19 protein-coding genes and 1 pseudogene are annotated in these 20127 nt (G+C 72.2%); 14 read left to right on the top strand and 6 right to left on the bottom strand.

Translation table 11 applies throughout. From position 1 onward, the window contains the following. Positions 1–88 precede the first annotated feature (88 nt). The 3 genes from MDN94_RS34425 to MDN94_RS34435 all read left to right on the top strand — a co-directional run bounded on the left by MDN94_RS34425 (position 89) and on the right by MDN94_RS34435 (position 2600). Positions 89–913, top strand: a complete 825-nt coding sequence (locus MDN94_RS34425) for a PP2C family protein-serine/threonine phosphatase (protein ID WP_482729735.1) — start codon at positions 89–91, stop codon at positions 911–913. An 88-nt stretch (positions 914–1001) separates the two neighbouring features. Then, positions 1002–2048 (top strand): MASE1 domain-containing protein, encoded by a 1047-nt coding sequence (locus MDN94_RS34430; RefSeq protein WP_482729736.1) that lies wholly within the window; start codon positions 1002–1004, stop codon positions 2046–2048. 69 nt (positions 2049–2117) lie between these two features. After that, positions 2118–2600 (top strand): nucleoside deaminase, encoded by a 483-nt coding sequence (locus tag MDN94_RS34435; RefSeq protein ID WP_482729737.1) that lies wholly within the window; start codon positions 2118–2120, stop codon positions 2598–2600. A 220-nt stretch (positions 2601–2820) separates the two neighbouring features. On the opposite strand, the gene MDN94_RS34440 is transcribed toward MDN94_RS34435, so the two are convergent. Then, the gene (locus tag MDN94_RS34440) at positions 2821–3393 is read right to left on the bottom strand and encodes a transglycosylase SLT domain-containing protein (protein WP_482729738.1); all 573 of its coding nucleotides are present in this window, start codon (positions 3391–3393) and stop codon (positions 2821–2823) included. A gap of 750 nt (positions 3394–4143) precedes the next feature. After that, positions 4144–4764, bottom strand: coding sequence for an L-threonylcarbamoyladenylate synthase (locus tag MDN94_RS34445; RefSeq protein ID WP_441264479.1), 621 nt, complete (start codon positions 4762–4764; stop codon positions 4144–4146). A gap of 285 nt (positions 4765–5049) precedes the next feature. On the opposite strand from MDN94_RS34445, the gene MDN94_RS34450 reads away from it, so the two are divergent. After that, positions 5050–5586 (top strand): Dps family protein, encoded by a 537-nt coding sequence (locus MDN94_RS34450; RefSeq protein ID WP_482729856.1) that lies wholly within the window; start codon positions 5050–5052, stop codon positions 5584–5586. Between the two features lie 75 nt (positions 5587–5661). Here the strand turns inward: MDN94_RS34450 and MDN94_RS34455 are convergent, their stop codons facing one another. Together MDN94_RS34455 and MDN94_RS34460 are read right to left on the bottom strand one after the other, a co-directional pair. Beyond that, positions 5662–5925 (bottom strand): hypothetical protein, encoded by a 264-nt coding sequence (locus MDN94_RS34455; RefSeq protein ID WP_482729739.1) that lies wholly within the window; start codon positions 5923–5925, stop codon positions 5662–5664. A gap of 113 nt (positions 5926–6038) precedes the next feature. Next, positions 6039–6653, bottom strand: a pseudogene (locus MDN94_RS34460) (ATP-binding cassette domain-containing protein); the annotation flags it as partial. 307 nt (positions 6654–6960) lie between these two features. On the opposite strand from MDN94_RS34460, the gene MDN94_RS34465 reads away from it, so the two are divergent. The 3 genes from MDN94_RS34465 (at position 6961) to MDN94_RS34475 (ending at position 9683) form a co-directional block, all read left to right on the top strand. Further along, positions 6961–7122: a hypothetical protein gene (locus MDN94_RS34465; protein WP_482729740.1), complete on the top strand. Its 162-nt coding sequence runs from the start codon at positions 6961–6963 to the stop codon at positions 7120–7122. A 94-nt stretch (positions 7123–7216) separates the two neighbouring features. Next, complete coding sequence (locus MDN94_RS34470; RefSeq protein WP_482729741.1) at positions 7217–7774, top strand: TetR/AcrR family transcriptional regulator; 558 nt, start codon at positions 7217–7219, stop codon at positions 7772–7774. Positions 7775–7994: 220 nt separating this feature from the next. Further along, positions 7995–9683 carry an alpha/beta fold hydrolase gene (locus tag MDN94_RS34475; protein WP_482729742.1) on the top strand — a complete coding sequence of 563 codons (1689 nt, stop codon included), beginning with the start codon at positions 7995–7997 and terminating at the stop codon, positions 9681–9683. A 101-nt stretch (positions 9684–9784) separates the two neighbouring features. On the opposite strand, the gene MDN94_RS34480 is transcribed toward MDN94_RS34475, so the two are convergent. Beyond that, positions 9785–11044, bottom strand: coding sequence for an MFS transporter (locus tag MDN94_RS34480; protein WP_482729743.1), 1260 nt, complete (start codon positions 11042–11044; stop codon positions 9785–9787). Between the two features lie 162 nt (positions 11045–11206). On the opposite strand from MDN94_RS34480, the gene MDN94_RS34485 reads away from it, so the two are divergent. Beyond that, the gene (locus MDN94_RS34485) at positions 11207–11740 is read left to right on the top strand and encodes an ArsR/SmtB family transcription factor (RefSeq protein ID WP_482729744.1); all 534 of its coding nucleotides are present in this window, start codon (positions 11207–11209) and stop codon (positions 11738–11740) included. Between the two features lie 150 nt (positions 11741–11890). Here MDN94_RS34485 and MDN94_RS34490 read toward each other — a convergent pair whose 3' ends face one another. Next, complete coding sequence (locus tag MDN94_RS34490; protein WP_482729745.1) at positions 11891–12448, bottom strand: TetR/AcrR family transcriptional regulator; 558 nt, start codon at positions 12446–12448, stop codon at positions 11891–11893. A 94-nt stretch (positions 12449–12542) separates the two neighbouring features. On the opposite strand from MDN94_RS34490, the gene MDN94_RS34495 reads away from it, so the two are divergent. From MDN94_RS34495 to MDN94_RS34520, 6 genes are all read left to right on the top strand, one after another. Beyond that, entirely contained in the window at positions 12543–13157 is a 615-nt protein-coding gene (locus MDN94_RS34495; RefSeq protein ID WP_482729746.1) for a DUF2867 domain-containing protein, read from the top strand. Positions 13158–13163: 6 nt separating this feature from the next. After that, a complete protein-coding gene (locus tag MDN94_RS34500; protein ID WP_482729747.1) occupies positions 13164–13619 on the top strand; it encodes a DUF6463 family protein in 456 nt (151 codons plus the stop codon). A gap of 374 nt (positions 13620–13993) precedes the next feature. Further along, positions 13994–14506, top strand: a complete 513-nt coding sequence (locus tag MDN94_RS34505; protein WP_482729748.1) for a hypothetical protein — start codon at positions 13994–13996, stop codon at positions 14504–14506. 394 nt (positions 14507–14900) lie between these two features. Continuing rightward, positions 14901–17033 carry a hypothetical protein gene (locus MDN94_RS34510; RefSeq protein WP_482729749.1) on the top strand — a complete coding sequence of 711 codons (2133 nt, stop codon included), beginning with the start codon at positions 14901–14903 and terminating at the stop codon, positions 17031–17033. Between the two features lie 88 nt (positions 17034–17121). Next, positions 17122–18678 (top strand): GT4 family glycosyltransferase PelF, encoded by a 1557-nt coding sequence (gene pelF / locus MDN94_RS34515; protein WP_482729750.1) that lies wholly within the window; start codon positions 17122–17124, stop codon positions 18676–18678. Continuing rightward, positions 18675–20078, top strand: a complete 1404-nt coding sequence (locus MDN94_RS34520; RefSeq protein WP_482729751.1) for a hypothetical protein — start codon at positions 18675–18677, stop codon at positions 20076–20078. The genes pelF and MDN94_RS34520 overlap by 4 nt, the downstream gene beginning before the upstream one ends. Positions 20079–20127 lie beyond the last annotated feature (49 nt).

The following is a 20127-nucleotide window of genomic DNA, read 5'->3' on the forward strand; positions in this document are numbered from 1 at the left end:
GCGGGCTGTACGGCCCAGCCGGCCGATGCCCCCTGTGCGCCGCACATGACCGGGCCGGTCGACCTTCCAAGGCACTGCGGAGAGGTCCATGACCCGGCGTCGTCCCGTGCGATCGGCGACCGCGGACGAGATGCTGGCCACGCTCGGCCGCCTCACAGACCGTGCCCGCGAAGGCGCGGAACGGCACAAGGCACGAGTCGAACTCGCCGAGGCCCTGCAGCGCTCCATGCTGCCGGCAGAGCTTCCCATGGTGCCCGGGCTGCGGCTCGCGGCCCGGTACACGCCCGCCAGGAACGGTCTGGACATCGGCGGCGACTGGTACGACGGCTTCTACCTGCCGGACGGCACGCTGGGCCTGTCCATCGGAGACGTGCAGGGCCACGACGTGGACGCCGCGGCCTTCATGGGGCAGATCCGGATAGGTCTGCGCGCCGTCGCCACCGCCACGACCGACCCGGGCGAGGTGCTGCGCCGCGCCAACGAACTGCTGCTCTCCGTCGACCACGGGCTCTTCGCGACGTGCAGCTTCCTGCGCTACGACCCGGCGACCGGAGGGCTGCAGAGCGCCCGCGCGGGTCATGTGCCGGCCGTGTGGGCGACGTCCGGCGGCGAGGGCGGCATCCTGGCGGACGAGGCGGGCGTACCGCTCGGCATCCTGCCCGGCGAGGTGTATCCGGTGTCCAGCCGGCGGCTGTCCGAGGCCAGCGCGTTCGTGCTGCTCACCGACGGCGTCGTGGAGGGCCCCTCGTATCCGATCGAGGCGGGACTGGACGCGGTCGCCGAGCTGGTCCGCGCCGCGGTCCGGGACGGAACGGACGTGGGGGAACTCGCCTCGCAGGTGATGGGTACGGCGGCGCTCACCGACCACACGGACGACGCGGCCGTGCTGGTCCTCCTCCACGAACCCGCGTAGACGGGCGCGCCGGGCTCTCGGCAAGTTGGGCACCTCGGCAGCGCGTGTCACGAGGACGCGGCGGCGCCGCTCCTGTGTGATGACATGCGTGGTCCGCAGCGAACAAGTCCGGGGTCCGGCCGCAGCAGTGCTGCGTGTGCTCGCCGTCGCCGCCGCCTACTGGGCAGGCGGCCGGATCGGCCTGCTCCAGCGGGTGGTCGTGGAGGGAGCGGTGGTCACACCCTTGTGGCCGCCCACCGGGATCGCGCTGGCCTGCCTGCTGTGGATGGGGGCACGGATCTGGCCGGGCATCCTCCTCGGCGCGCTGCTGACCATCGCGACGATCAACTCCGTCGGCCTCGCCACGCTGGGCGTCCTGGTCGGCAACACGTGCGCTCCGCTGGCCGCCTATCTGATGCTGCGGCAGGTCGGATTCCGCACCGGCCTGGACCGGCTGTGGGACGGACTGGCGCTGGTGTTCCTCGGGGCGCTGGGCGGCATGCTCGTCAGCGCGACGTTCGGCGCGAGCACCTTGATCCTGAGCGGTTCGCTGTCGCCCGGCGAGTTCTGGCCGGTGTGGTCCGCGTGGTGGGCCGGGGACGCGATGGGCGTCCTGGTGATCACACCGCTGCTGCTGGTGCTGCGCCGGGCGCACCTGCCGCGCGCCACACGGGCGTGGTGGTGGTCGGAGGCGGCGGCCCTCGGTCTGGCGTCGGTCGCCGTGACGCTGCTCGCCACCCGGGTGAACCTGTCCCTTCTGTTCCTGGTCTTCCCGATGCTGATCTGGGCGGCGCTGCGGTTCCAGCTGCCCGGCTCGGCACCGTGTGCGCTGCTGATCTCGGTGCTGGCGATCTCCGCGGCGACCGACGGCGTGGGCCCGTTCGCCGGCCGCAGCGTGCTGGAGGTCATGGTGGTGCTCCAGGCGCTGAACGGGTGCGCGGCGCTCACGGGTCTGCTGCTGGCGTCGATCGTCACGGAGCAGAACGCCGTGCGCCGCAAGATCGAGCAGGTCTGCTCGGACCTGGCGGAGGTGGTGGAGGAGCTCGCGCCGGGCGACGTGGCCCATTTGCCGACGCCGCTCGACGGCGGCAGACGTACCGAGGACCGCCGCAAGCCCGGGGAGGGGCCCGGCCGCACGGACATGACACCGGGGTGATGACGCGGGGTAACGTCCCCGCACGAGCCCGCGCATGCGGGCGGAACGAAGCACACCATGGGGGTTGCGATGACCGACGAGTCCGAGCTGCGGCACCTGAGGCGCTGCGTGGAATTGGCGGCCGAGGCGCTGGAAGCCGGTGACGAGCCGTTCGGTTCCGTGCTGGTCGACGGCGAGGGCAGGGTTCTCGCGGAGGACCGCAACCGGGAGACGTCGCTGGCCGACCAGACACGGCATCCCGAGTTCGCACTCGCCCGGTGGGCAGCCGAGCACATGACGGCGGAGGAGCGGCGGGCCGCGACGGTCTTCACTTCGGGTGAGCACTGCCCGATGTGCGCGGCCGCCCACGGCTGGGTGGGGCTCGGCCGCATCGTCTACATCGTGTCGGCGCGACAGCTCGGCGAGTGGCTCGCTGAGCTCGGGGCACCGGCCCCGCCGGTGCGGACCCTCCCGGTCCAGGAGATCGTGCCCGGCCTCGAGGTGCACGGTCCCGTACCGGAGCTCGCGGGCCAGGTGCGCGATCTGCACCGCCGCCTCCGCGCGGGACGCTGACGAACGCGAGGCGCACCACGCTCCGGCTGACGCCGGGTGTGGTGCGCCTCGCGCCGCGCCGGTCACGTCCGACGGGCGCGGGGGGCCGCCGCGTCGGGCGGAAAGGGCGGCTCGGAACCAGGGACGCCGCCCCCGCGCAGAGCGCTGACAGCGGCGTCGGACCCGGTGACGGTGCGCCGGCACCGGGTCGGGTGCGGGCGTCCGCGCGTGGTGGCGCGGATCAGTAGGCGGAGTCGACGTTGTCGATGGAGCCGTACTTGTCGGCGGCGTAGTTCGCGGCCGCGGTGATGTTGGCGACCGGGTCGGTCAGGTCGTGCGGGGTGCCGTCGACGTGGTAGGCGTCGAAGGTCGGCTGGATGACCTGCAGCAGACCCTTGGACGGCGTGCCGTTCTGCGCGTTGACGTCCCAGTTGTTCTGGGCGTTCGGGTTACCGCTGGACTCACGCATGATGTTGCGGTGCAGGCCCTCGTAGCTGCCCGGGATGCCCTCGGACTTCATGATGTCCAGGGCCTCCTTGATCCAGCCGTCGAGGTTGTCGGCGTAGACCTTCTTCTTGGCCTTCTTGGCGTTCTTGGCCTTGTCCGCGTCCTTCGCGCTCTCCGCCGTCTTCACCGCCGGCGCGTCGGCCGCCACCGAGACCGCGACCTTCGACGCGTCCGCGGCGGCCGGGGCCGCACTGGCGGGCGAGGGGGCCAGAGTGAGCGCCAGTGCGGCGGCGCCGGCTGTGGCCATGCCGGTGATCGAGAGCTTGCGGAGACGGGCGGTACGGCTGGTCTGGGTGAAGGCGGTCATACGGATGGGACTCTCCAAACAGTGGACATCAGGGCGGCCGACCGACGTGCGGTCCGGCGGGGCGGAGAGACTCTCCGCATGTGGCCCGGCACGGTCGGACGGGCTGGACGCCCTGTCCGGTTCATGCGCTTCCCGGGACGTCAGCCATGGTTAGGGGCGGTCGTGGCGGGGCGCAAGAATGTGACCTACTACCCCACTTAAGAGAAATGCCCGAAAGGTCGCTTCCTGGCCCGCGCCCTCGCGCATCGGGGGGGCGGTGTCCACTACCGCCCTTAGGAAGTGATCTGGCCCCTATGCGCGGCATCACAACGCACGGCATCCCGAGGGCTCCGGAATCACCGTGAGCAGGCAGGTCTCACGCTCCGTACGCACGGCGGCGGGCCGGTACGGGCCCGGTTCTCCTGGCGGGACCGACCGGCCGCTCGCCGGCCCCCGGGACCCGGCGTGAGCGGGCGAACGGCAGGGCGGGCGCGGGCGATGTCCCTGCCGAGGAAGGAGCCCGGACGGCGGCCGGGGCGGCCGCACGGGCTGAAGCGGTGTCCGTCGCCGACGTAGAGGTCACGCGGGCTGGAAAGGGGAAGTCGCGCCGGTGCCGCGGGCGGTCGGCGGCGGTGGATGGCCCGGCGGCGTCCCCTACGGGCGCACCGCAGGACGGCGGGTCAGCGGTGCGCCGGCGTGTCCGAACCGGCATTGCTGTCAATCGATCGGTCAAGGCGGGTGCCGTTGGCCCCGGCCGCCGGGAGGGTCCTGCTACTCGAACCGCGAAGGGTCGCCCGCGCCGCGGCGTACGATCTCGGGCTCGCCGCCGGAGAAGTCGATGACCGTGGTGGGCTCGGTGCCGCAGTCGCCGGAGTCGACCACCGCGTCCACCGCGTGGTCGAGCCGTTCCTTGATCTCCCAGCCCTGGGTCAGCGGCTCGTCCTCGTCGGGCAGCAGCAGCGTGCTGGAGAGCAGCGGCTCCCCGAGTTCGGCGACCAGGGCCTGGGCGACGACATGGTCGGGGATCCGTACGCCGACCGTCTTCTTCTTCGGATGCAGCAGCTGGCGGGGCACCTCCTTCGTCGCGGGGAGGATGAAGGTGTAACTGCCGGGGGTCGCCGCCTTGATCGCACGGAACACATCGTTGTCGACGTGCACGAACTGGCCGAGCTGCGCGAAGTTCTGGCACACAAGGGTGAAGTGGTGGCGGTCGTCCAGATTCCGGATCGACCGGATCCGGCCGATGCCGTCACGGCTGCCGAGCCGGCACCCCAGTGCGAAGCAGGAGTCCGTCGGGTACGCGACCAGCGCCCCCGATCGGATGCTGTCGGCCACAGTGCTGATGGTGCGCCGCTGAGGATTCTCGGGATGCACGTCGAAATACTTCGCCATCCGCCGAGTCTAGGCCGTTGAGACCGGCGGCTCCGCCTTCGGACGCCGCCCGCGGCACCGGCGGGAGGCATGGGCTCCGCGGGCACGCCCTCCGGGTGCGTGGCGTTCTCGTGCCGAGGGCCTGGGACGCCGCCCGCGGCGGGCCGGCCCCGTGTCGCCTGTTCGGAGCAGCGCCGTCTCGTTCTGGCCGGGCGCGACACCGCCGCCGGTGATTGCCTGACGGGAGGAACCGCAGAGCAAGGAGCGATCGTGACATCCGAAACCCCCGCCTACACCGTGCCGGGCATGTCGAAGCAGGACGGCGCAGCGATCATCAAGATGCTGCAGATGCGTCTGCACGCACTCAATGACCTGGCCCTCACCCTCAAGCACATCCACTGGAACGTCGTGGGACCCCACTTCATCGCGGTGCACGAAATGATCGACCCACAGGTGGACCAGGTCCGGGAGATGATCGACGACCTCGCGGAGCGCATCTCCACGCTCGGCGGCGTACCGAAGGGCACCCCTGGCGCACTCGTCTCGGACCGTTCGTGGGACGACTACTCGATCGGCCGCGCGGAGTCCATCGAGCACCTCGGTGCTCTCGACCTCGTGTACAGGTCGATCATCGAGGAGCACCGCGCCGCGATGAAGGCGACCGACGAACCCGACCCCGTCACACAGGACATGCTCATCGAGCAGTTGCGCGGGCTGGAGCTGTTCCAGTGGTTCGTGCGCGCACACCTGGAGAGCAGTGGCGGGCGGCTGAGCACCGCCGACGCCCGGACCGAGCGGAAGGCCGCCGAGCAGGCCGCGGAGGAGGCGCGCGGACGCCCCTGAGACCCGGCCGCGCCCCTCGCGAGGCGCGGCCGTCCCGAAGCAGGCAGGTCCGCACTCGCGGCGGACGCGCTCCGCTCAGGAACCTGCGCGGATCCCGTCGGCGGACCTGCTGTGCCGCTCCCGGGCACGTGACCGGCCGCTCGTGTACAGGGCGCTCGCGGGCAGTGTCTCCACGATGCGGGCGCTGTCCATGACCGCCACACGGTGGGCGAAGTGACGAACGAGCGGCAGGTCGTGACAGATGAACAGATACGCCAGCCCCAGCCGTTCCTGCCGTTCCTGAAGATCGACGAGCAGGTTGATGACGCCTGCCCGTACGGAGGGGTCGAGGGCCGACACCGGCTCGTCCAGGACGAGAAGCCGCGGCTCGCTCGCCAGTGCCCGCGCGTGCCGACACGCCGGCACTGGCCGCCGGACAGCTCGTGGGGCAGCCGCTCGCCGAGCCGCCTGTCCAGCCGGACCGTCTCCAGCAGTTCGGCCACCCGCCGCGGACCGGCCACGGGATCCCACCGTCCCTGGACGCGCAGGGGCTCGGCCACCGCGTCCCGTAGGGGAAGGCGCGGGCTCAGCGAGCCGTACGGGTCCTGGAAGACCGGCTGGACCGCCGGACGCACGGAACGCAGCTCCTTCCCGTCGAGGGCGGTCAACTCGCGCCCCTCGAATCGGACTTCCCCGCCTTCCGGCCGGCGCAGCATGAGCACCGCGGCCGCCGCGCTGAACTTGCCGGAGCCGGACGGGCCGATGAGCGCCAGGGTCTGTCCAGCGGACACGTCGAAGGAGACACGGTCGACGGCGAGGACGGGCGCGGAGCGCCGCGCGTGTCCCCGGTAGAGCACGGTGAGGTCCCGTACGCTCAACAAGGCGTTCATGCGGCACCGTTCAGGGGGAAGAGGTCGCGGGCGGAGTCGGGCACGTCGGTCCAGTGGTGGCAGGAGACCATGTGTTCTCCGCCGGCCGTCGCCACCGGTTCCGGTTCTTGCGTACGGCATCACCACACGGATGCGCTCGTCGCCGGAGACGGGACCACCGGATGCGCCGGGCGCATCGGAGGCGAAGCAGCCCGTCATGAGCGACGCGGAGGCGACAGCCCGGAGACGTCAGGCAGGGACTTGGGGCGGCGGATAAGGTTTTTCATCTCCGTCTGACGGGTGACCTGTGCGACGAGGACGCCAGCAGATGATAATCATACTCAACTACTGACTCCTTCTTCCTTCCCGGTGAAGCCAGGTCGAGGCTCAGCGGATGAAGTGCCCGGCGGACGAGACCCACGGCGCCCGGATGCGGGTTACTCCGTTCGGCTCCACACTGATGAATGGTCCGCCGGCCCTCGCGCCGGCCCCAGGCAGAAAGTCCGCGCTTCCTCAGGGAGGCCCCATGGTCTTGCTGGCCCTGTGCGTACCGATCGCGATGATGCTGCTCCTGCTCGGGATGGAAATGTTCGAGGACTTCCTGTCCCGTTCCTCACCGAGCCCCTCCCCGGACCCGTCCACGATCCCCGAGAACCGCGACGACGAGCCGGACAGCGGTCCTGAGTGACCACTGCCCGCCGAGTGTCATCCACTGCCCACCAGATCCCGGTCGGCGCACAGAGGCACTTGAAAGAATATGTAGACCGGTCTAATTTGACGGCATGGGAAAGAAGGGCGCCGAGACGCGCGACCGCCTGCTGGACGCGACACAAGAACTGATCGAGACCGGCGGATACTTCGGCGCCGGTCTCAATCACGTCGTCACCGTCAGCGGCGCGCCCCGCGGTTCGCTCTACTTCCACTTCCCCGGCGGCAAGGACCAGCTGGTCGGCGAGTCAGTGCGGCGGGCGGGTCGGGCCATCGCCGACACGCTCGGGGGTCCGGCCGAACACGGCCCGCCACTCACGGATTTCGTCGCCGGAGTACTGCGGCAGCTGGGCGACCGGCTGGCGGAGTCGGGATGGCGCAAGGGATGCCCGGTGGCCACCGTGGCCTTGGAGACGGCCGCCACCAGCGACCCGCTGCAAGAGGCCTGTTCGGAGGTCTACACCTCATGGGAGGCGGCTCTGCGTGCACGACTGGAGGGCCGTCCGGACGCGGACGACCTGGCGGTCACGATCCTCGCCCTGATCGAGGGGGCGCTTCTGCTCGCCCGCGCCCACCGGAGCAGGGAGCCGCTGGACCGCGTCACCCGCCAGGTCACCGCCCTGCTGGGCTGACCCCGACTCGGCCGGGCCGCCCCTCGTCGAAAACCCGGCCGACCACCCTGCACACTCCGCCGGTTGGGCCTGAACACCCGACCGGCACCACCTGAACGCCCGGCGGACGCCCCTGCTGCCGAACGACCGGCCCTGACCGCAGAACCGACGTGCCCGCCGCGGTCGGCGGGCTCCCTTCTGTCTCGAAAATATGTAGACCGATCTATTAAGGAGTCTCATCATGGACGCGATCGTCTTCGGTGCGACCGGCTTCATCGGCCGTTCCCTGGTGGCCGAGTTGCTCACCCGGGGGCAACGGGTGGCGGCAGCCGTACGGAACGACACCCTCACCCCGTGGCTCACCTCCCAGGGCGTCGACATCGACCGGCTGGAGATCGTCACCGCCGACGTCACTCGACCGCTTCCGAAGCTGCCCGAAGCGCGGGACGTCTACAACACGGCGGCACGTTTCGCCTTCGGCCTCGACAGCCGGGAGGCACGGGCGGTCAACGTCACCGGGGCGCTCAACGTCCTCGAACGGGCCGCCGCGCTACCTGAGCTGCGACGGCTGGTGCACATCAGCGGGTACCGGGTGAGCGCGGCCGGCGGCCACCACCGTGACAACGCGCCGGGGGCGTACGAGGCGTCGAAGCAGGAGGGCGATCTCGCGGTACGCGCCCGCTCACGGGAGTTGGGCGTCCCGCTGACCGTCGTCAATCCCAGCACCGTCATCGGGCCGGGGCAGTACATCGGGCTCGCAGGTCTCGTCGGCGACCTGTGGAACGGGAGGCTCCCCGCCGTGCCCGGCGGCCCCGACACGTTCGTCCCGATCGTCACGGTCGGTCACCTCGCGCGGTTCCTGGCGGAGGTCCCCGCGTCGCCGCCGGGCGAGAGCCACTGGGTGCTCGATGACACCACTCCCCCGCTGCCCGAGCTGATCGGGACGATCGCCGACCACATGGGTGTTCGGGCGCCCCGCCGGACCGTACCCGTCGCCCTGCTGCGGCGCCTGCCGCGCGCGTTGACGCGTGCCGATCCCGAGACCCTGTCGTTCCTGTCGGCAGACCGCTATCCCACCGCCTCCGCCCACGCCTTCGCGGCAAGCGCCGGCCTGACGATGCCGCCGGCCGCCGACGCCCTGCGCACATGGGCCGACGACCTGGTGGCCGCCCGCTTCGGGACGGCGTCACCCTGGTCGAGGCCCTACGGCTTCCAGGACGTGGCGGGCAGCCGTACCTGGGTGACCGGGGAGCGGCGCCGCCCCCGTCATGTCCTGCTGCACGGGCTGCCGTTGAACGCCGACTCCTGGGCCCCCGTCGCCGCCCGCCTGCCCGGCCCGTTCCTCGCCGCCGACCTGCCGGGCCTCGGGCGCTCGGCCACCGCGACCGGGTCGGTGGACGTGTGGCTGGAGGGCCTCATGAGCCCCGTGCGCACCCGCCCGGTGCTGGTCGCGCACTCGCTGGCCTGCGCCCCCGCGGTGCGTTTCGCCGCCGAGCATCCGGACCGCGTCAGCGGACTCGTCCTCGTCTCGCCGTCGTTCCTGCAGGCAGGACCCGGCCCGTGGCTCGCCCGGTCCGGTCTTGCCGTGGCGATGCTGCGCCGCGTGTCCGCCGCCCGGCTGGCACGGGCACTGGGCGTGCCCGAGGGCGCGGAGGTGGCGAGCGCCGCGGCGGACCTGCGCCGCCCCGGGGTGGCCCGCCGTGTCGTCGCGGCTCTGCGCGCGGACGCCGCCGAGCGCGAACGGTCGCGGACACTGCTGAGCCGGGTCGGCGTCCCCGTCCGGATCGTCGCGGGTTCCACCGAGCCGTCGCTGGTGGCCGCCGGCCACCCGGTGACCGGGATCGACGGTGCCGGGCACTACCCCCAACTCACCCACCCCGCCGAGCTCACCGGCCACCTCGGCGCTGCCGCCACTCCGGTCGGCGAGTGACACTCGGAGGGGCCGGCCGGTGGATCTGGGCCTGCTGCCGGTCTCCGGGCGAAGACGCCCGGAGCACCCTTCCTCCTCGTCACCGGTCCACGGCGTAGGCATCACTTGTCCACGGCGTCGGCTTCGCGCGGTCGGTGAGCGGCCTCGCGCTCCTCGGCGGGATCCGTACCGCGCGGGGCACGGCCGCCGACCGCTAGCCGCGCGGCCGCCGCAAGACCCAGGAAGCCGGCGGCGAGGAGCTGGACCCGGTGGTCGAGGGTGGCCACCATGGCTGTGCCGGCGAGGAGGGCCAGGCCGGTCGGCGCGAAGACCAGAGTGTTCGCGGTGGCTGCGACCCGGCCGAGCAGTTCGCCCGGTGTCTCCTTCTGGACGGTGGTCAAAGCGCTGATGAGCGGCCACGGCAGGCCCAGGCCGATGAGCAGGCTGCCGACCGACACGACGGGCACCGATCCGCTGATCCGGGCCAGCACGCCGACGGAGAAGACGACGAGGCCGATCACCGAAAGGACGCGTGCCGGCATGCGGCGCAGGAGTGCGCCGGCCGCCAGACCACCGACGACCGATCCGAGCCCTTGGATCGAGCTGAGGACGCCTGCGAACGCGGCGGCCCGGCCCAGTCCGATGTCGAGGAGCGCGAAGGTGGCCGTGCTGCTGAGGCTCGACGCCGTCATGGCGCAGCCGCCCGCGACCACCAAGGGGCGGAGCGTCGGGTGACGCCAGAGGTGGCGGATTCCCTCCGCGGAGGCGGCGGTCCAGCTCTGCCGCGACCGGGCGGCGGGCGCGCATTCACGCGCGCGGATGAGACTGAACGCGGCTGCGCCCAGGAGGAAGGACATGGCGTTCAGCAGGGCGACGGTGGGTCCGCCGAGTACGGTGAACAGGCCCGCACCGATCAGAGGGCCGAGCAGGCTCGTGCTCTCGATCGCGGTCCTGGCAAGGCCGTTGAAGTCCCCGCGGAGGTCGCTCGGCACGGCGGAGGTGATGAGCGCGGTCTCGGCGGCGTCCATCAGCACCGTTCCCGTGCCCACCAGGGTCAGTACGGCGAAGAGCAGCCAGACGTCCTCGGGAGAGCGCACGGCGACCGGCACGGTCATCACGACCGCCAGCGCCAGGCTCGTCACGATGAGGAGTGTGCGGCGGCGCATGCGGTCGGCCAAGGTTCCGATGAACGGTCCGGCCAGGGCCGGTGCCCAGGCGCAGAAGGTCACGAGGGCGGCAAGGCTGTTGGAGCCGGTGAGCTCCTTCACCCAGACCGCGGAGGCAAGCAGCATGGCCGAGTCGCCGAAGCCGGAGATGATCACTCCCGCCAGGTAGACACGGGCGTTGCGATTCCGCAGCACCGTGAACACGCCCGCGGCCATGCGCGAACCCCCTTGACTCCGTGCCTCGTTCGACGCCTTGCCTGGTTGCCCTTGCTTCGACATCCCGTTCCGATGTCTCGGTCCGGGTTGCGCGGCACCCTACCCCCAATCACTTGGTTGGGGGTAGGGATCCGCTCGCCGGGATGCGCTTTACTTGCCGGTGTGACTGATCCGGACCCCGTTCTGAGGGCGCTCGCCCATCCCCTGCGGCTGCGGATGCTCACGCTCATGTGGCCCGGGCCGATGTCCGCCGCCGAACTCGCGCGTGAGCTGGGCGTCTCTCACGCCCTGGCCAGCGGGCACCTGCGGCGCCTGGACGCCGCAGGGCTGGTCGAACTGGCCGAGGAGCGCACTCGACGCGGGGGCCGTGAGCGCCGCTACCGCACCGTGCACGGATCACCGCTGTCCGACCAGCGCGAGGGGACCCAACTGCTGGCCGCCACCCTGGCCCACACCCTCCAGGAACGCGCGGTGCGCCGGGCGCCGGAGAGCGAGGGTGTGACCGTCGATGCCGAACTGTGGGTGGAACCGGAAGTCTGGGAAGCGGCAAGGCGGCAGCTCGCCGGCATCGCGGCCGAGCTCCACGACGCCGCGCGCCCGCCCCGCACGCCCGGAACGCTGCCCGTGGGCCTGAGCCTGATGGCCTTTCCCTTGCAGGACGCGCCGGGCGTCGCCCCCGACCGGGATCCGTCCTGAGCAACGCACGGGCCGACGCCGGAGCGCCGTGCGCGTCGGCGGGGCGTGCGGCGGAGACGCCAGGGCTGCGCAACGGTGGACGCCCGCGCCAGGAGCGGAAAGCCTGAACCGTTCACTGCCCGGCGCACGGGTCCCGAAAGCCTCAGGCGTTCACGGCCCGGGGCGCAGGAGGAACTCTCCGGCCAGGTGGATCGATTCACGCCTGGTGCGTCCGGGATGTTCCGCGGCGATGAAGTGGCGGCCGATCGCGAGCGCGAAGGCCAGCGTGCAGCGCGCCTCGACCTCGTCCGGGTCCGCCACGAAGCTGCGGAACATCGAACGAAGGAACTCCATGCGGACGTTGTCGATCCGCCGCAGTCGCTCGGCGACCGACGGGTCCTGCCGGGCCCACTCGCGGACCGCGAGATCGATCCGGTGCAGGTCGTCCGAGAAGGTCAGCCGGCCGGCCCGCCGCACCCTTTCCGCAGGGTCCCCGCCTTCGGACTCGACCTGCTCGAGGACGCTGTCCGTGCAACGGCGTTCCCACTCGTCGAGCATCTCGGCGAGCAACGCGGCACGACTGTCGAAGTACCCGTAGAAGCCGCCCTTCGTCACGCCGATCCCGGCAGCCAGCGCCTCTACCCGGACAGCGTCCGGTCCGCCCCGGGCAAGGGCGTCAAGTCCCGCTTCGATCCAGCGACTTCGTGGGGTTCGGGCGACGGGGGGCACCTGCTCACCTGCTCTCGGGGGTGTCGTTCCACGGGTTCTGTACGGTACCGTACAGATGAAATGTGCGGCTCCGTACAGAACGAGAGGCCGAGGCGTGGCACGACTCGCGAAATCCACCTTTACCAAGCACCGGTGGCGCATCCACGAATTCACCTCCGACTTCGAGGTCGAGGACGTGTGGGCGTTCCGGACCCCCGGAGCCGGGCCCGACGACTTCCCCACGATGCTGATGGCGATGCGGACGGCCGGCAGCCTCACCGAACAGGCCTGGCCGGTGCGGTTCCTGTTCGCCGTCCGGTGGAAGCTCGGTGCGCTCCTCGGCTGGGACGACCCGGCGGCGGGCGTCGGTGCGCGGGTCGCCTCGCTCAGCGACCGCCTTCCCGGCGACCTCCGCGACGCACCCCGGGGCGAGGACAACGACAGCATGCCCCTGAAGGCGCTCTACGAACTCCCCACGGAGTCCGCCCGTGAGCTGGCGAACAAGACCGTGCACACCGTGATGCACCTCAGCTGGGTGGAGGGGGCGGACGGTGACCACGAGCTGCGGATGGCCGTACTCGTCAAGCCCAACGGACGGTTCGGGCGGCTCTACATGGCCGCCATCGCACCCTTCCGGCATCTCATCGTCTACCCGGCGCTGGCCCGGCAGTGGGAACGGGCCTGGCGCGACCGCGACAACCTTGCGGTGCGGCACGGGGAACGGGGCTGACCGACGATGAACGCGGAGAAGCGGCTGCTGCGCTGGGCGAGCGGCATCATGGTCGGCCTGGGGACGGGGCACCTGTCGCTGCTGGCCCTGTTCGCCTGGAAAGACATCAGCGGCTGGGCGGACCGCGGGGTGTGGGCAGCCGTCCCGCTCGCGGCGAACGAGGGGTCGGCCGACCGGACGGTGGAGTCCCTGCAGAACGAGGTCACCTTCTGGGCCGGTCCGGGAAGCTTCGCCGTGCCCCTGATCCTGCTGGGCTGCCTGACGTGGCACCTCGCGGGCCGCGGGGTGACCGTGCCCGCCTGGGCCGGCTGGGGCCTCGCGGCGTGGTGCTTCGTCGGCGGCGTCCTGCTCGTGCCGTCCCCGTACTTCGTGGGCGTCGTCTCGGGTGCGCTCGTCATCCTGGCGGCGCGGAAGGAGGCCCGCTCGGGGACGGCCCGCGGCCGGGAGGACGAACCAGTGTGAACCGCGCCCGGCCATGAACAGCGCGGCGTCGGCCGGAGCCCGCGGCGGGCCGTGGGGACCGGGCAGTGCATCTCGTATCGGCTGACGCAGCTGCCGCACACGGGGTGGTGCCCGTGCGCGGGAGGGGCGCAACAGGTACGCGCCAATAGCTGCACCGCCGTCCCGTCGAGGCGTCGGGCGCCGCCTCCGCGCCGGCCGGCCCGCCGCACCGGCTCCACCGTGCACGTATGTGATCGGCGACCGTCCGCCACACTTTCGCCGCACATCCTTCACACGAGGCACACTTTCGGTCGTTCCCGGTACCGCGCCGCCGGAGCGGGGCAGACGGCGCGCCCGCCCCCTGCCTAGCCTCCCGGGCCATGCGATCACCTCTGATGAGACGTCTCGGTCTCCCCGCCGTACTCGCCCTCTTCCTCGCCGTGTTCGGCCTGGCGCCCTCCGCGAGCGCCGCCGCCCCCGGCCCCGCCGAGCTGACGTTCACCACCGACACGGCAACCACCACGCCGGGCGGCACGGTGAACCTGTCGATGACGCTGACGAACAACAAGACCTACGACATCTGGTTCGTCTACCAGACCATCGACCCCACCTGGCTGACCACGCAGCGCCCCGACCTCAAGTACTCCGTCGCGGGCTGCAGCCTCGCCACGGCCAGCGGCAGCTCCGCCTGTTCCGGCACAGGCCCCGCGAACCTCGGTACCAACTACGGCGCCCCCGTCCCGCCCGGCCAGAGCCGGACCGTGACGCTGACGCTCCAGATCGCCGCCGACTCCGGCTGCAACGGCAACATCGGCTTCTACTCGTACTTCTACGCCGAGTTCAGCGACAGCACCAACACCAGCGGCGGCCCGGTCCACACACCCGAGACCCGCATCCTCTGCTCCTGACCTCGCCCCGGGCAGGGCGGTGACCGGAAACCGGCCCACGCCCGCCCGGCAGACCGGTCTGTACCGACTGCGTTCGCGCCGGGGGGTCCCATCGGCCCGCCGGCGCGGCGCAATCCCCTCCAGCCTGGGGCGGCACCCGCTGAAGCCGGACGCCGGCGGGCGTCCGCGGCGGGTCGCCGCACGCGCAACTCGCCTCGCAATGAGGCCCGTTGCACACCTGCACTTTTCCGTCAGGTTTCGCAGCATGACCACAAAAGCTACACAGACACCTCACGATGTGACGCGACGGATGCGTCGACGACCGGCCTCTGAGGGGGAAGCCGGCGTCGCGCAAGGGGGTGCGTCCGCTCCGCGGAGCAGTGCTCACCCCTGCCCTGGGAGGGGACAGCACCGCATGAAGCGGACCATACGCACCACTCTGCTCACGACGGGCGCGCTCATCGCCGCACTCGGCGTACCGACCACGGCGGCACACGCCGACGCCCCGGCTCCCCGCATCGATCTGCGGGTGCTCATCGTGAGCGACGGTGGCCCGTCCACCGACGCCATCGCGGCCGAACTGGACACCGCCGGAACGCCGTACACGGAGATCGACCTCGCCCGGGCCGACCGGCCCGTGATCGACGCCGAATATCTCGCGGACACCGTGGACGGCCGACAGCGCGCCCGGTTCCAGGCCGTCGTCCTGCCCAACGACAATCCGTTTCCGGCGAACTCGCCGGAGATGGCCGCGCTCGTGGCCTACGAACAGACCTACGACATCCCGCAGGTCGACGCGTACACCTACGCCCGCCCCGAGGCCGGGCTCCAGTACCCGGTGTACGGTGGCTACTCCGGCAGCGTCGACGGCACCCGCGCCGAGGTGACCGACGCCGGCCGTTCCGGACCGTTCGGGTACCTCGAAGGAACGGTGCCGTTCGAGGACAACTCGCCTACCGTGGGGGAGAGTTACGCGTACCTGTCGACGCCGGTCGCCGGCGCCGACTTCACCCCGTACATCGAGGCCCCGATCCCGGGAACGGCCCGGCGGGGCTCCCTGGTGGGCGAATACCGGCACGACGGACGGCGGGAACTCGTCGTCACCTTCGTCTACAACCGGTACCAGCAGCAGTTCCGGCTGCTGGCACGAGGCATCGTGCAGTGGATGACCGGCGGCGTGCACCTCGGCCTCTCCCGCAACTACTTCGCCGTGCACGTCGACGACGTGTTCGCCGCCGACGACCGCTGGAACTCCACCCTCAACTGCACACCCGGCGACGTCGACTGCACCGATCCGAACGCCGCTCCCGACCCGATCCGGATGACGCCCGCCGACGTCGACCACGCCGCCGCCTGGCAGCGCGAGCACGACTTCACCCTCGACCTCGCCTACAACGGCGCCGGCAGCGTCGACCACCGTGAGGACAACAACGGCGCCGACCCGCTCGCCGACAGGTTCATCGCCGAGCGCGGCGCGTTCCGCTGGATCAACCACACCTACACGCACGCCTTCCTCGGCTGCGAGCAGGACACCACGGTGGTGCCCTGGCGGTGCGCCACTGAAGCGGACGGAAGCACCAAGTGGGTCAGCAGGGACGACCTCTCCGACGAGATCGCCCACAACCGCGTCTGGGGCCGCATCGCCGGACTGCCCCTGGACGACGGCGAATTGGTCACCGGCGAGCACTCCGGGCTGCGGGTCCTGCCCCAGCAGTCCGCCGACAACCCCAATCTGGCGCCCGCCCTCGCCGACAACGGCATCACCTGGCTGGCCTCGGACAACTCCCGCGAGCCCGGCCAGCGTCGGGTCGGAGCGGCCACGACCGTTCCGCGCCACCCGATGAACATCTTCTACAACGCCGGGCGGGCGGCCGAGCAGGTCGACGAGTACAACTGGATCTACACCAGCCGCGCGCAGGGCGGCAGCGGCATCTGCGAGGACAATCCGGCCACCACCACCTGCCTGCCCGCCCCGCTCGACACCGCCACCGGCTACACGGACCACATCGTTCCCCTGGAGCGGCGGATCGCCGTCGGGCACGTCCTCGCCAACGACCCCAAGCCGCACTTCATCCACCAGTCGAACCTGGCGGAGGACCGGATCGCCTACCCGGTCCTGGACGGCGTCCTGCACACGTACGACGCGCTCTTCGCGGAGAACACCCCGGTGGTCAATCCGCGGATGAAGGACATCGGCAGCGAACTCCGGCGGCGCGCCGCCTGGCGCGTGGCCGTGCAGAGCGGACAGATCACGGCCTACCGCGTCGGCGGCACCGTCACCGTCGAGGGCCCGGACGGGGTGGCTGTCCCCGCGACGATGCCCGAGGGCACCACGCGGGCCGCCTCCCCCTTCGGCGAGGCCTACGCCGGCGAACGCTCCGGGTGGACCTCCTCCGCTCCCGCACCGCTCACCCTCACGCTGCCGCCGTCCGCCGCCCCGGCCACCGCCACCGACGCGGGCGCCTCCGCACCGGTCACCGGCCCCGCACCGGACACCCGAGTGCCCGAGGGCGTGGCCGAGCCGGTCTCCCCCGCCGCGGGAAGCTGACCGGCGCGACCCGGCAGCGGGGCCCCGGCCGCACACGCGCGGCCGGGGCCGGCACGACCACCCCACACCTCGGCCGTGGAGCACACCGATGCACCTTCACCACGGCGCGCGACGCTCCGCAGCCACGCGCGTCACCCTGCTCACCGAAGGCACCTATCCGCACAGTCACGGCGGTGTGAGCGTCTGGTGCGACCAGCTCGTCACCGGCATGCCCGACATCGACTTCGACGTCATCGCCGTCACCGGCACCGGGCGGGAGCCGCTCGTATGGGATCTGCCGGGCCATGTCTCGGGCGTGCTCTCCGTCCCCATGTGGGGCGAGGCGCCGCCGGGCCGGCCGCCCCGCGGCCGTACCCGCCGCCGGCTCGCCGGCGCGTACGAACGGTTCCTGACCTCGCTGGTCGACCCCTGCGCCGAGGACGGCTTCGCACCCGCCCTGCACACCATGGCGCGGGCGGCTGCGGACGGCCTGCTCGGCCCTTTCCTGCGCGGCGACACGGCGATCGCGATCCTGACCGCCGTGTGGACGCGCCCCGGTACGGCCGTGCGCGAGGCGGGGCCGACCCTGCACGACGCGCTCACCGCCACCTCGCTGCTCGAGCACGCCCTGCGCCCGCTGGCCGCGCCACCGCCCGAGGACGGGGTCGCGCACGCCGTCAGCGGCGGCGTCGCCGTGCTGCCGGGGCTGGCCGCCCTCGAGCGGCACGGTGTTCCGTTGCTGCTGACCGAGCACGGCGTCTACCTGCGCGAGCGCTACCTCGGCTATCGCACCGCCCCCTACCGCTGGCCGGTCAAGGCGGTGGTCCTGGGATTCTTCCGGCTGCTGGCGGAGGAGGCCTACCGCCGGGCCGCGCTGATCACGCCGGGCAACCGCTACAACCGGCTCTGGGAGGAACGGGGCGGTGCCGCCCCGGCGTCGATCCGCACCGTGTACAACGGCGTCGACCCCGCCGCCTTCCCGCCGGCCGGACCCGAGCCGGAGACTCCCACCCTCAGCTGGGCCGGGCGCGTCGACCCGATCAAGGACCTGGAGACGCTGATCCGTGCGTTCGCCCTCGTCAGTGCAGAGCTTCCCGGGGTCCGGCTGCGGTTGTTCGGCGGGACGCCCCGGGGCGGGGAAGGCTACCGGGAGCGCTGCGAGGCGCTGGCCGCCGAGCTGGGACATGCGGACGCCGTGACCTTCGAGGGGCGCGTCGACGACATCAAGGACGCCTACGCGGCGGGGAACGTGGTGATGCTGTCCAGCATCAGTGAAGGCTTCCCCTTCACGCTGATCGAGGCCATGTCGTGCGGGCGGGCGACCGTCTCCACCGACGTGGGCGGAGTGCGGGAGGCCGTCGGCGACACCGGTCTCGTGGTGCCGCCGCGCGATCCGGCCGCGATGGCCGCCGCCGCGCTGGAGCTGCTGGGTGACCCCGCACGACGCCGGGCGATGGGTGAGGCGGCCCGGCTGCGGGTGATGGAGCAGTTCACCCTTCGCCGGACCATCGACACCTTCCGCTCCATTTATCAGGAGCTGTCGGCCGCGCCGGCGGCCGTGCAGCAGCCCGCCGTCGTAGCGCCCGAGCGACCTTGGACCGCCGCCCCTGCCCCGCCGGACCCGCGGTCGCCGGCCGGCACGGAGACACGGAGTGTGGCGCTGTGAGCGGACCGATGGCCCTGGAGCCGGGCGGCGCGGAGCAGGACACGCTGGCCCTGCGGCTCGCCGGATCCAGCCGGCTCTTCGGCCGGGGAGACGACAGCACACTCACCCTGCGGCTGCCCGAACAGGGCCCCGACGAGGAGGCGGTCAACCGGCTCGCCGCCGACCTCGCCGACCGCGTCGGCCCGGCCGTCCACCCGTACGAGGTGGCCGCGCTGCTGGAGGCCGAAGGGCTCTCCGCAGAGGTGCTCCGCCACCGGTACGGACACGAGAATGTCTTCTCGCTCGCCTCTGCGCTGTACGAAAGGGTGCCCCGCACCTTTCCCGAACCGCCGGCCGCCGCCGACCCCTGGCGGCCGGACACGGTGCGATGCCTGCTGCGGGGCGTGCTGTTCGCGCTGCCGTCCCTGGCGTACCTCCTCACCGCTCCCCTGTGGCGCGTCGACCGGCACGCCCCCGTCCTGATCGTGGCGGCTGTCGCCTCCTGGGCGTGGGGGCAGGCGCTGGGCCACCGGGCGCACCTGCGGGTGGTGTCGGGACGCCGGGAGGCGGCCCGCACCCTGCTGGCCGGTTCCGTGCTGGGCGCGGCGGTGGCGACGGGCCTCGCCGCGCTGCCCGCCGGCGGCGGTCCGGTGACCGCGGTGGCCGCCGCCCAGTCGCTGTATCTGGCCGCGGCGGGCGTACTGCTCGTCCTGGGCCGGGAGCGGCTGCTGCTGGCGGCGCTCGGTCCGCTGATCGCCGGCGCCGCGGTGCTGCCGTGGTGGGAGCCCGGCCCCCTGCTGCGCACGGGCCTGCCCCTGCTGGCGGTGCTGGCCACGCTCGCCGCCTGCGCACGGGTCCTGTGGGCCGGCCTGGCCGCCCCGGCCGCCTCCGACGGTCCGCGGCCAAGCCTGAACTCCTCGCTTCCGTACGGCCTGTTCGGGCTGGCGGCGGCGGTGCTCGTCGTGCTGGAGGGCCGACGGCACCCCTACGCGGTGATCGCGCTGACGCTCAGCATGGGCCCGGCGGAGTGGCTGCTGTACCGCTACCGGGGCTGGTCCGTGGCCGCCCTGCGGGTCAGCGCGACGCCCGCGGCGTTCGGGCTGCGCTCGGCCGCCGTGCTGGGCCTGTGCCTGACCGGCTATCTCCTGCTGTTGCTGCCGGCGGCGCTCCTGACCGGCTCCGACCCGGCCGCGCTGCTGCTCCTCGCGGCGGCCCTGTGGACCGCTCTGCTCCTCCAGGCGTTCGGTGTCGCCTGGCCGCCGGCCGTGCTCTGCCTGCTGGCCGCGGGCAGCGCCGGAGCGGTCACCTGGCTGGACCTTCCGCCGGGCCCGGCCGTGCTGCCGCTTGCGTGCGGCGTGGCCGCGGTCTGTCTCGCGGCCTGCGCGATCCGCCTTCTCGGCAGACCCTCCCCGCACGCCTGACCACCGCTCACGCACGATGCGTCCCGCAGACGCGAAGTACACCGGTCAT

Source organism: Streptomyces sp. WAC00040 (assembly GCF_056835925.1).

Coding starts and splice junctions, on each gene's coding strand:
- MDN94_RS34475 (WP_482729742.1), top strand. CDS start 7,995: ATGGACGCGATCGTCTTCGGTGCGACCGGCTTCATCGGCCGTTCCCTG.
- MDN94_RS34500 (WP_482729747.1), top strand. CDS start 13,164: ATGAACGCGGAGAAGCGGCTGCTGCGCTGGGCGAGCGGCATCATGGTC.
- MDN94_RS34435 (WP_482729737.1), top strand. CDS start 2,118: ATGACCGACGAGTCCGAGCTGCGGCACCTGAGGCGCTGCGTGGAATTG.
- MDN94_RS34445 (WP_441264479.1), bottom strand. CDS start 4,764: ATGGCGAAGTATTTCGACGTGCATCCCGAGAATCCTCAGCGGCGCACC.
- MDN94_RS34440 (WP_482729738.1), bottom strand. CDS start 3,393: ATGACCGCCTTCACCCAGACCAGCCGTACCGCCCGTCTCCGCAAGCTC.
- MDN94_RS34505 (WP_482729748.1), top strand. CDS start 13,994: ATGAGACGTCTCGGTCTCCCCGCCGTACTCGCCCTCTTCCTCGCCGTG.
- MDN94_RS34480 (WP_482729743.1), bottom strand. CDS start 11,044: ATGGCCGCGGGCGTGTTCACGGTGCTGCGGAATCGCAACGCCCGTGTC.
- MDN94_RS34510 (WP_482729749.1), top strand. CDS start 14,901: ATGAAGCGGACCATACGCACCACTCTGCTCACGACGGGCGCGCTCATC.
- MDN94_RS34465 (WP_482729740.1), top strand. CDS start 6,961: ATGGTCTTGCTGGCCCTGTGCGTACCGATCGCGATGATGCTGCTCCTG.
- MDN94_RS34470 (WP_482729741.1), top strand. CDS start 7,217: ATGGGAAAGAAGGGCGCCGAGACGCGCGACCGCCTGCTGGACGCGACA.
- pelF (WP_482729750.1), top strand. CDS start 17,122: ATGCACCTTCACCACGGCGCGCGACGCTCCGCAGCCACGCGCGTCACC.
- MDN94_RS34450 (WP_482729856.1), top strand. CDS start 5,050: ATGTCGAAGCAGGACGGCGCAGCGATCATCAAGATGCTGCAGATGCGT.
- MDN94_RS34425 (WP_482729735.1), top strand. CDS start 89: ATGACCCGGCGTCGTCCCGTGCGATCGGCGACCGCGGACGAGATGCTG.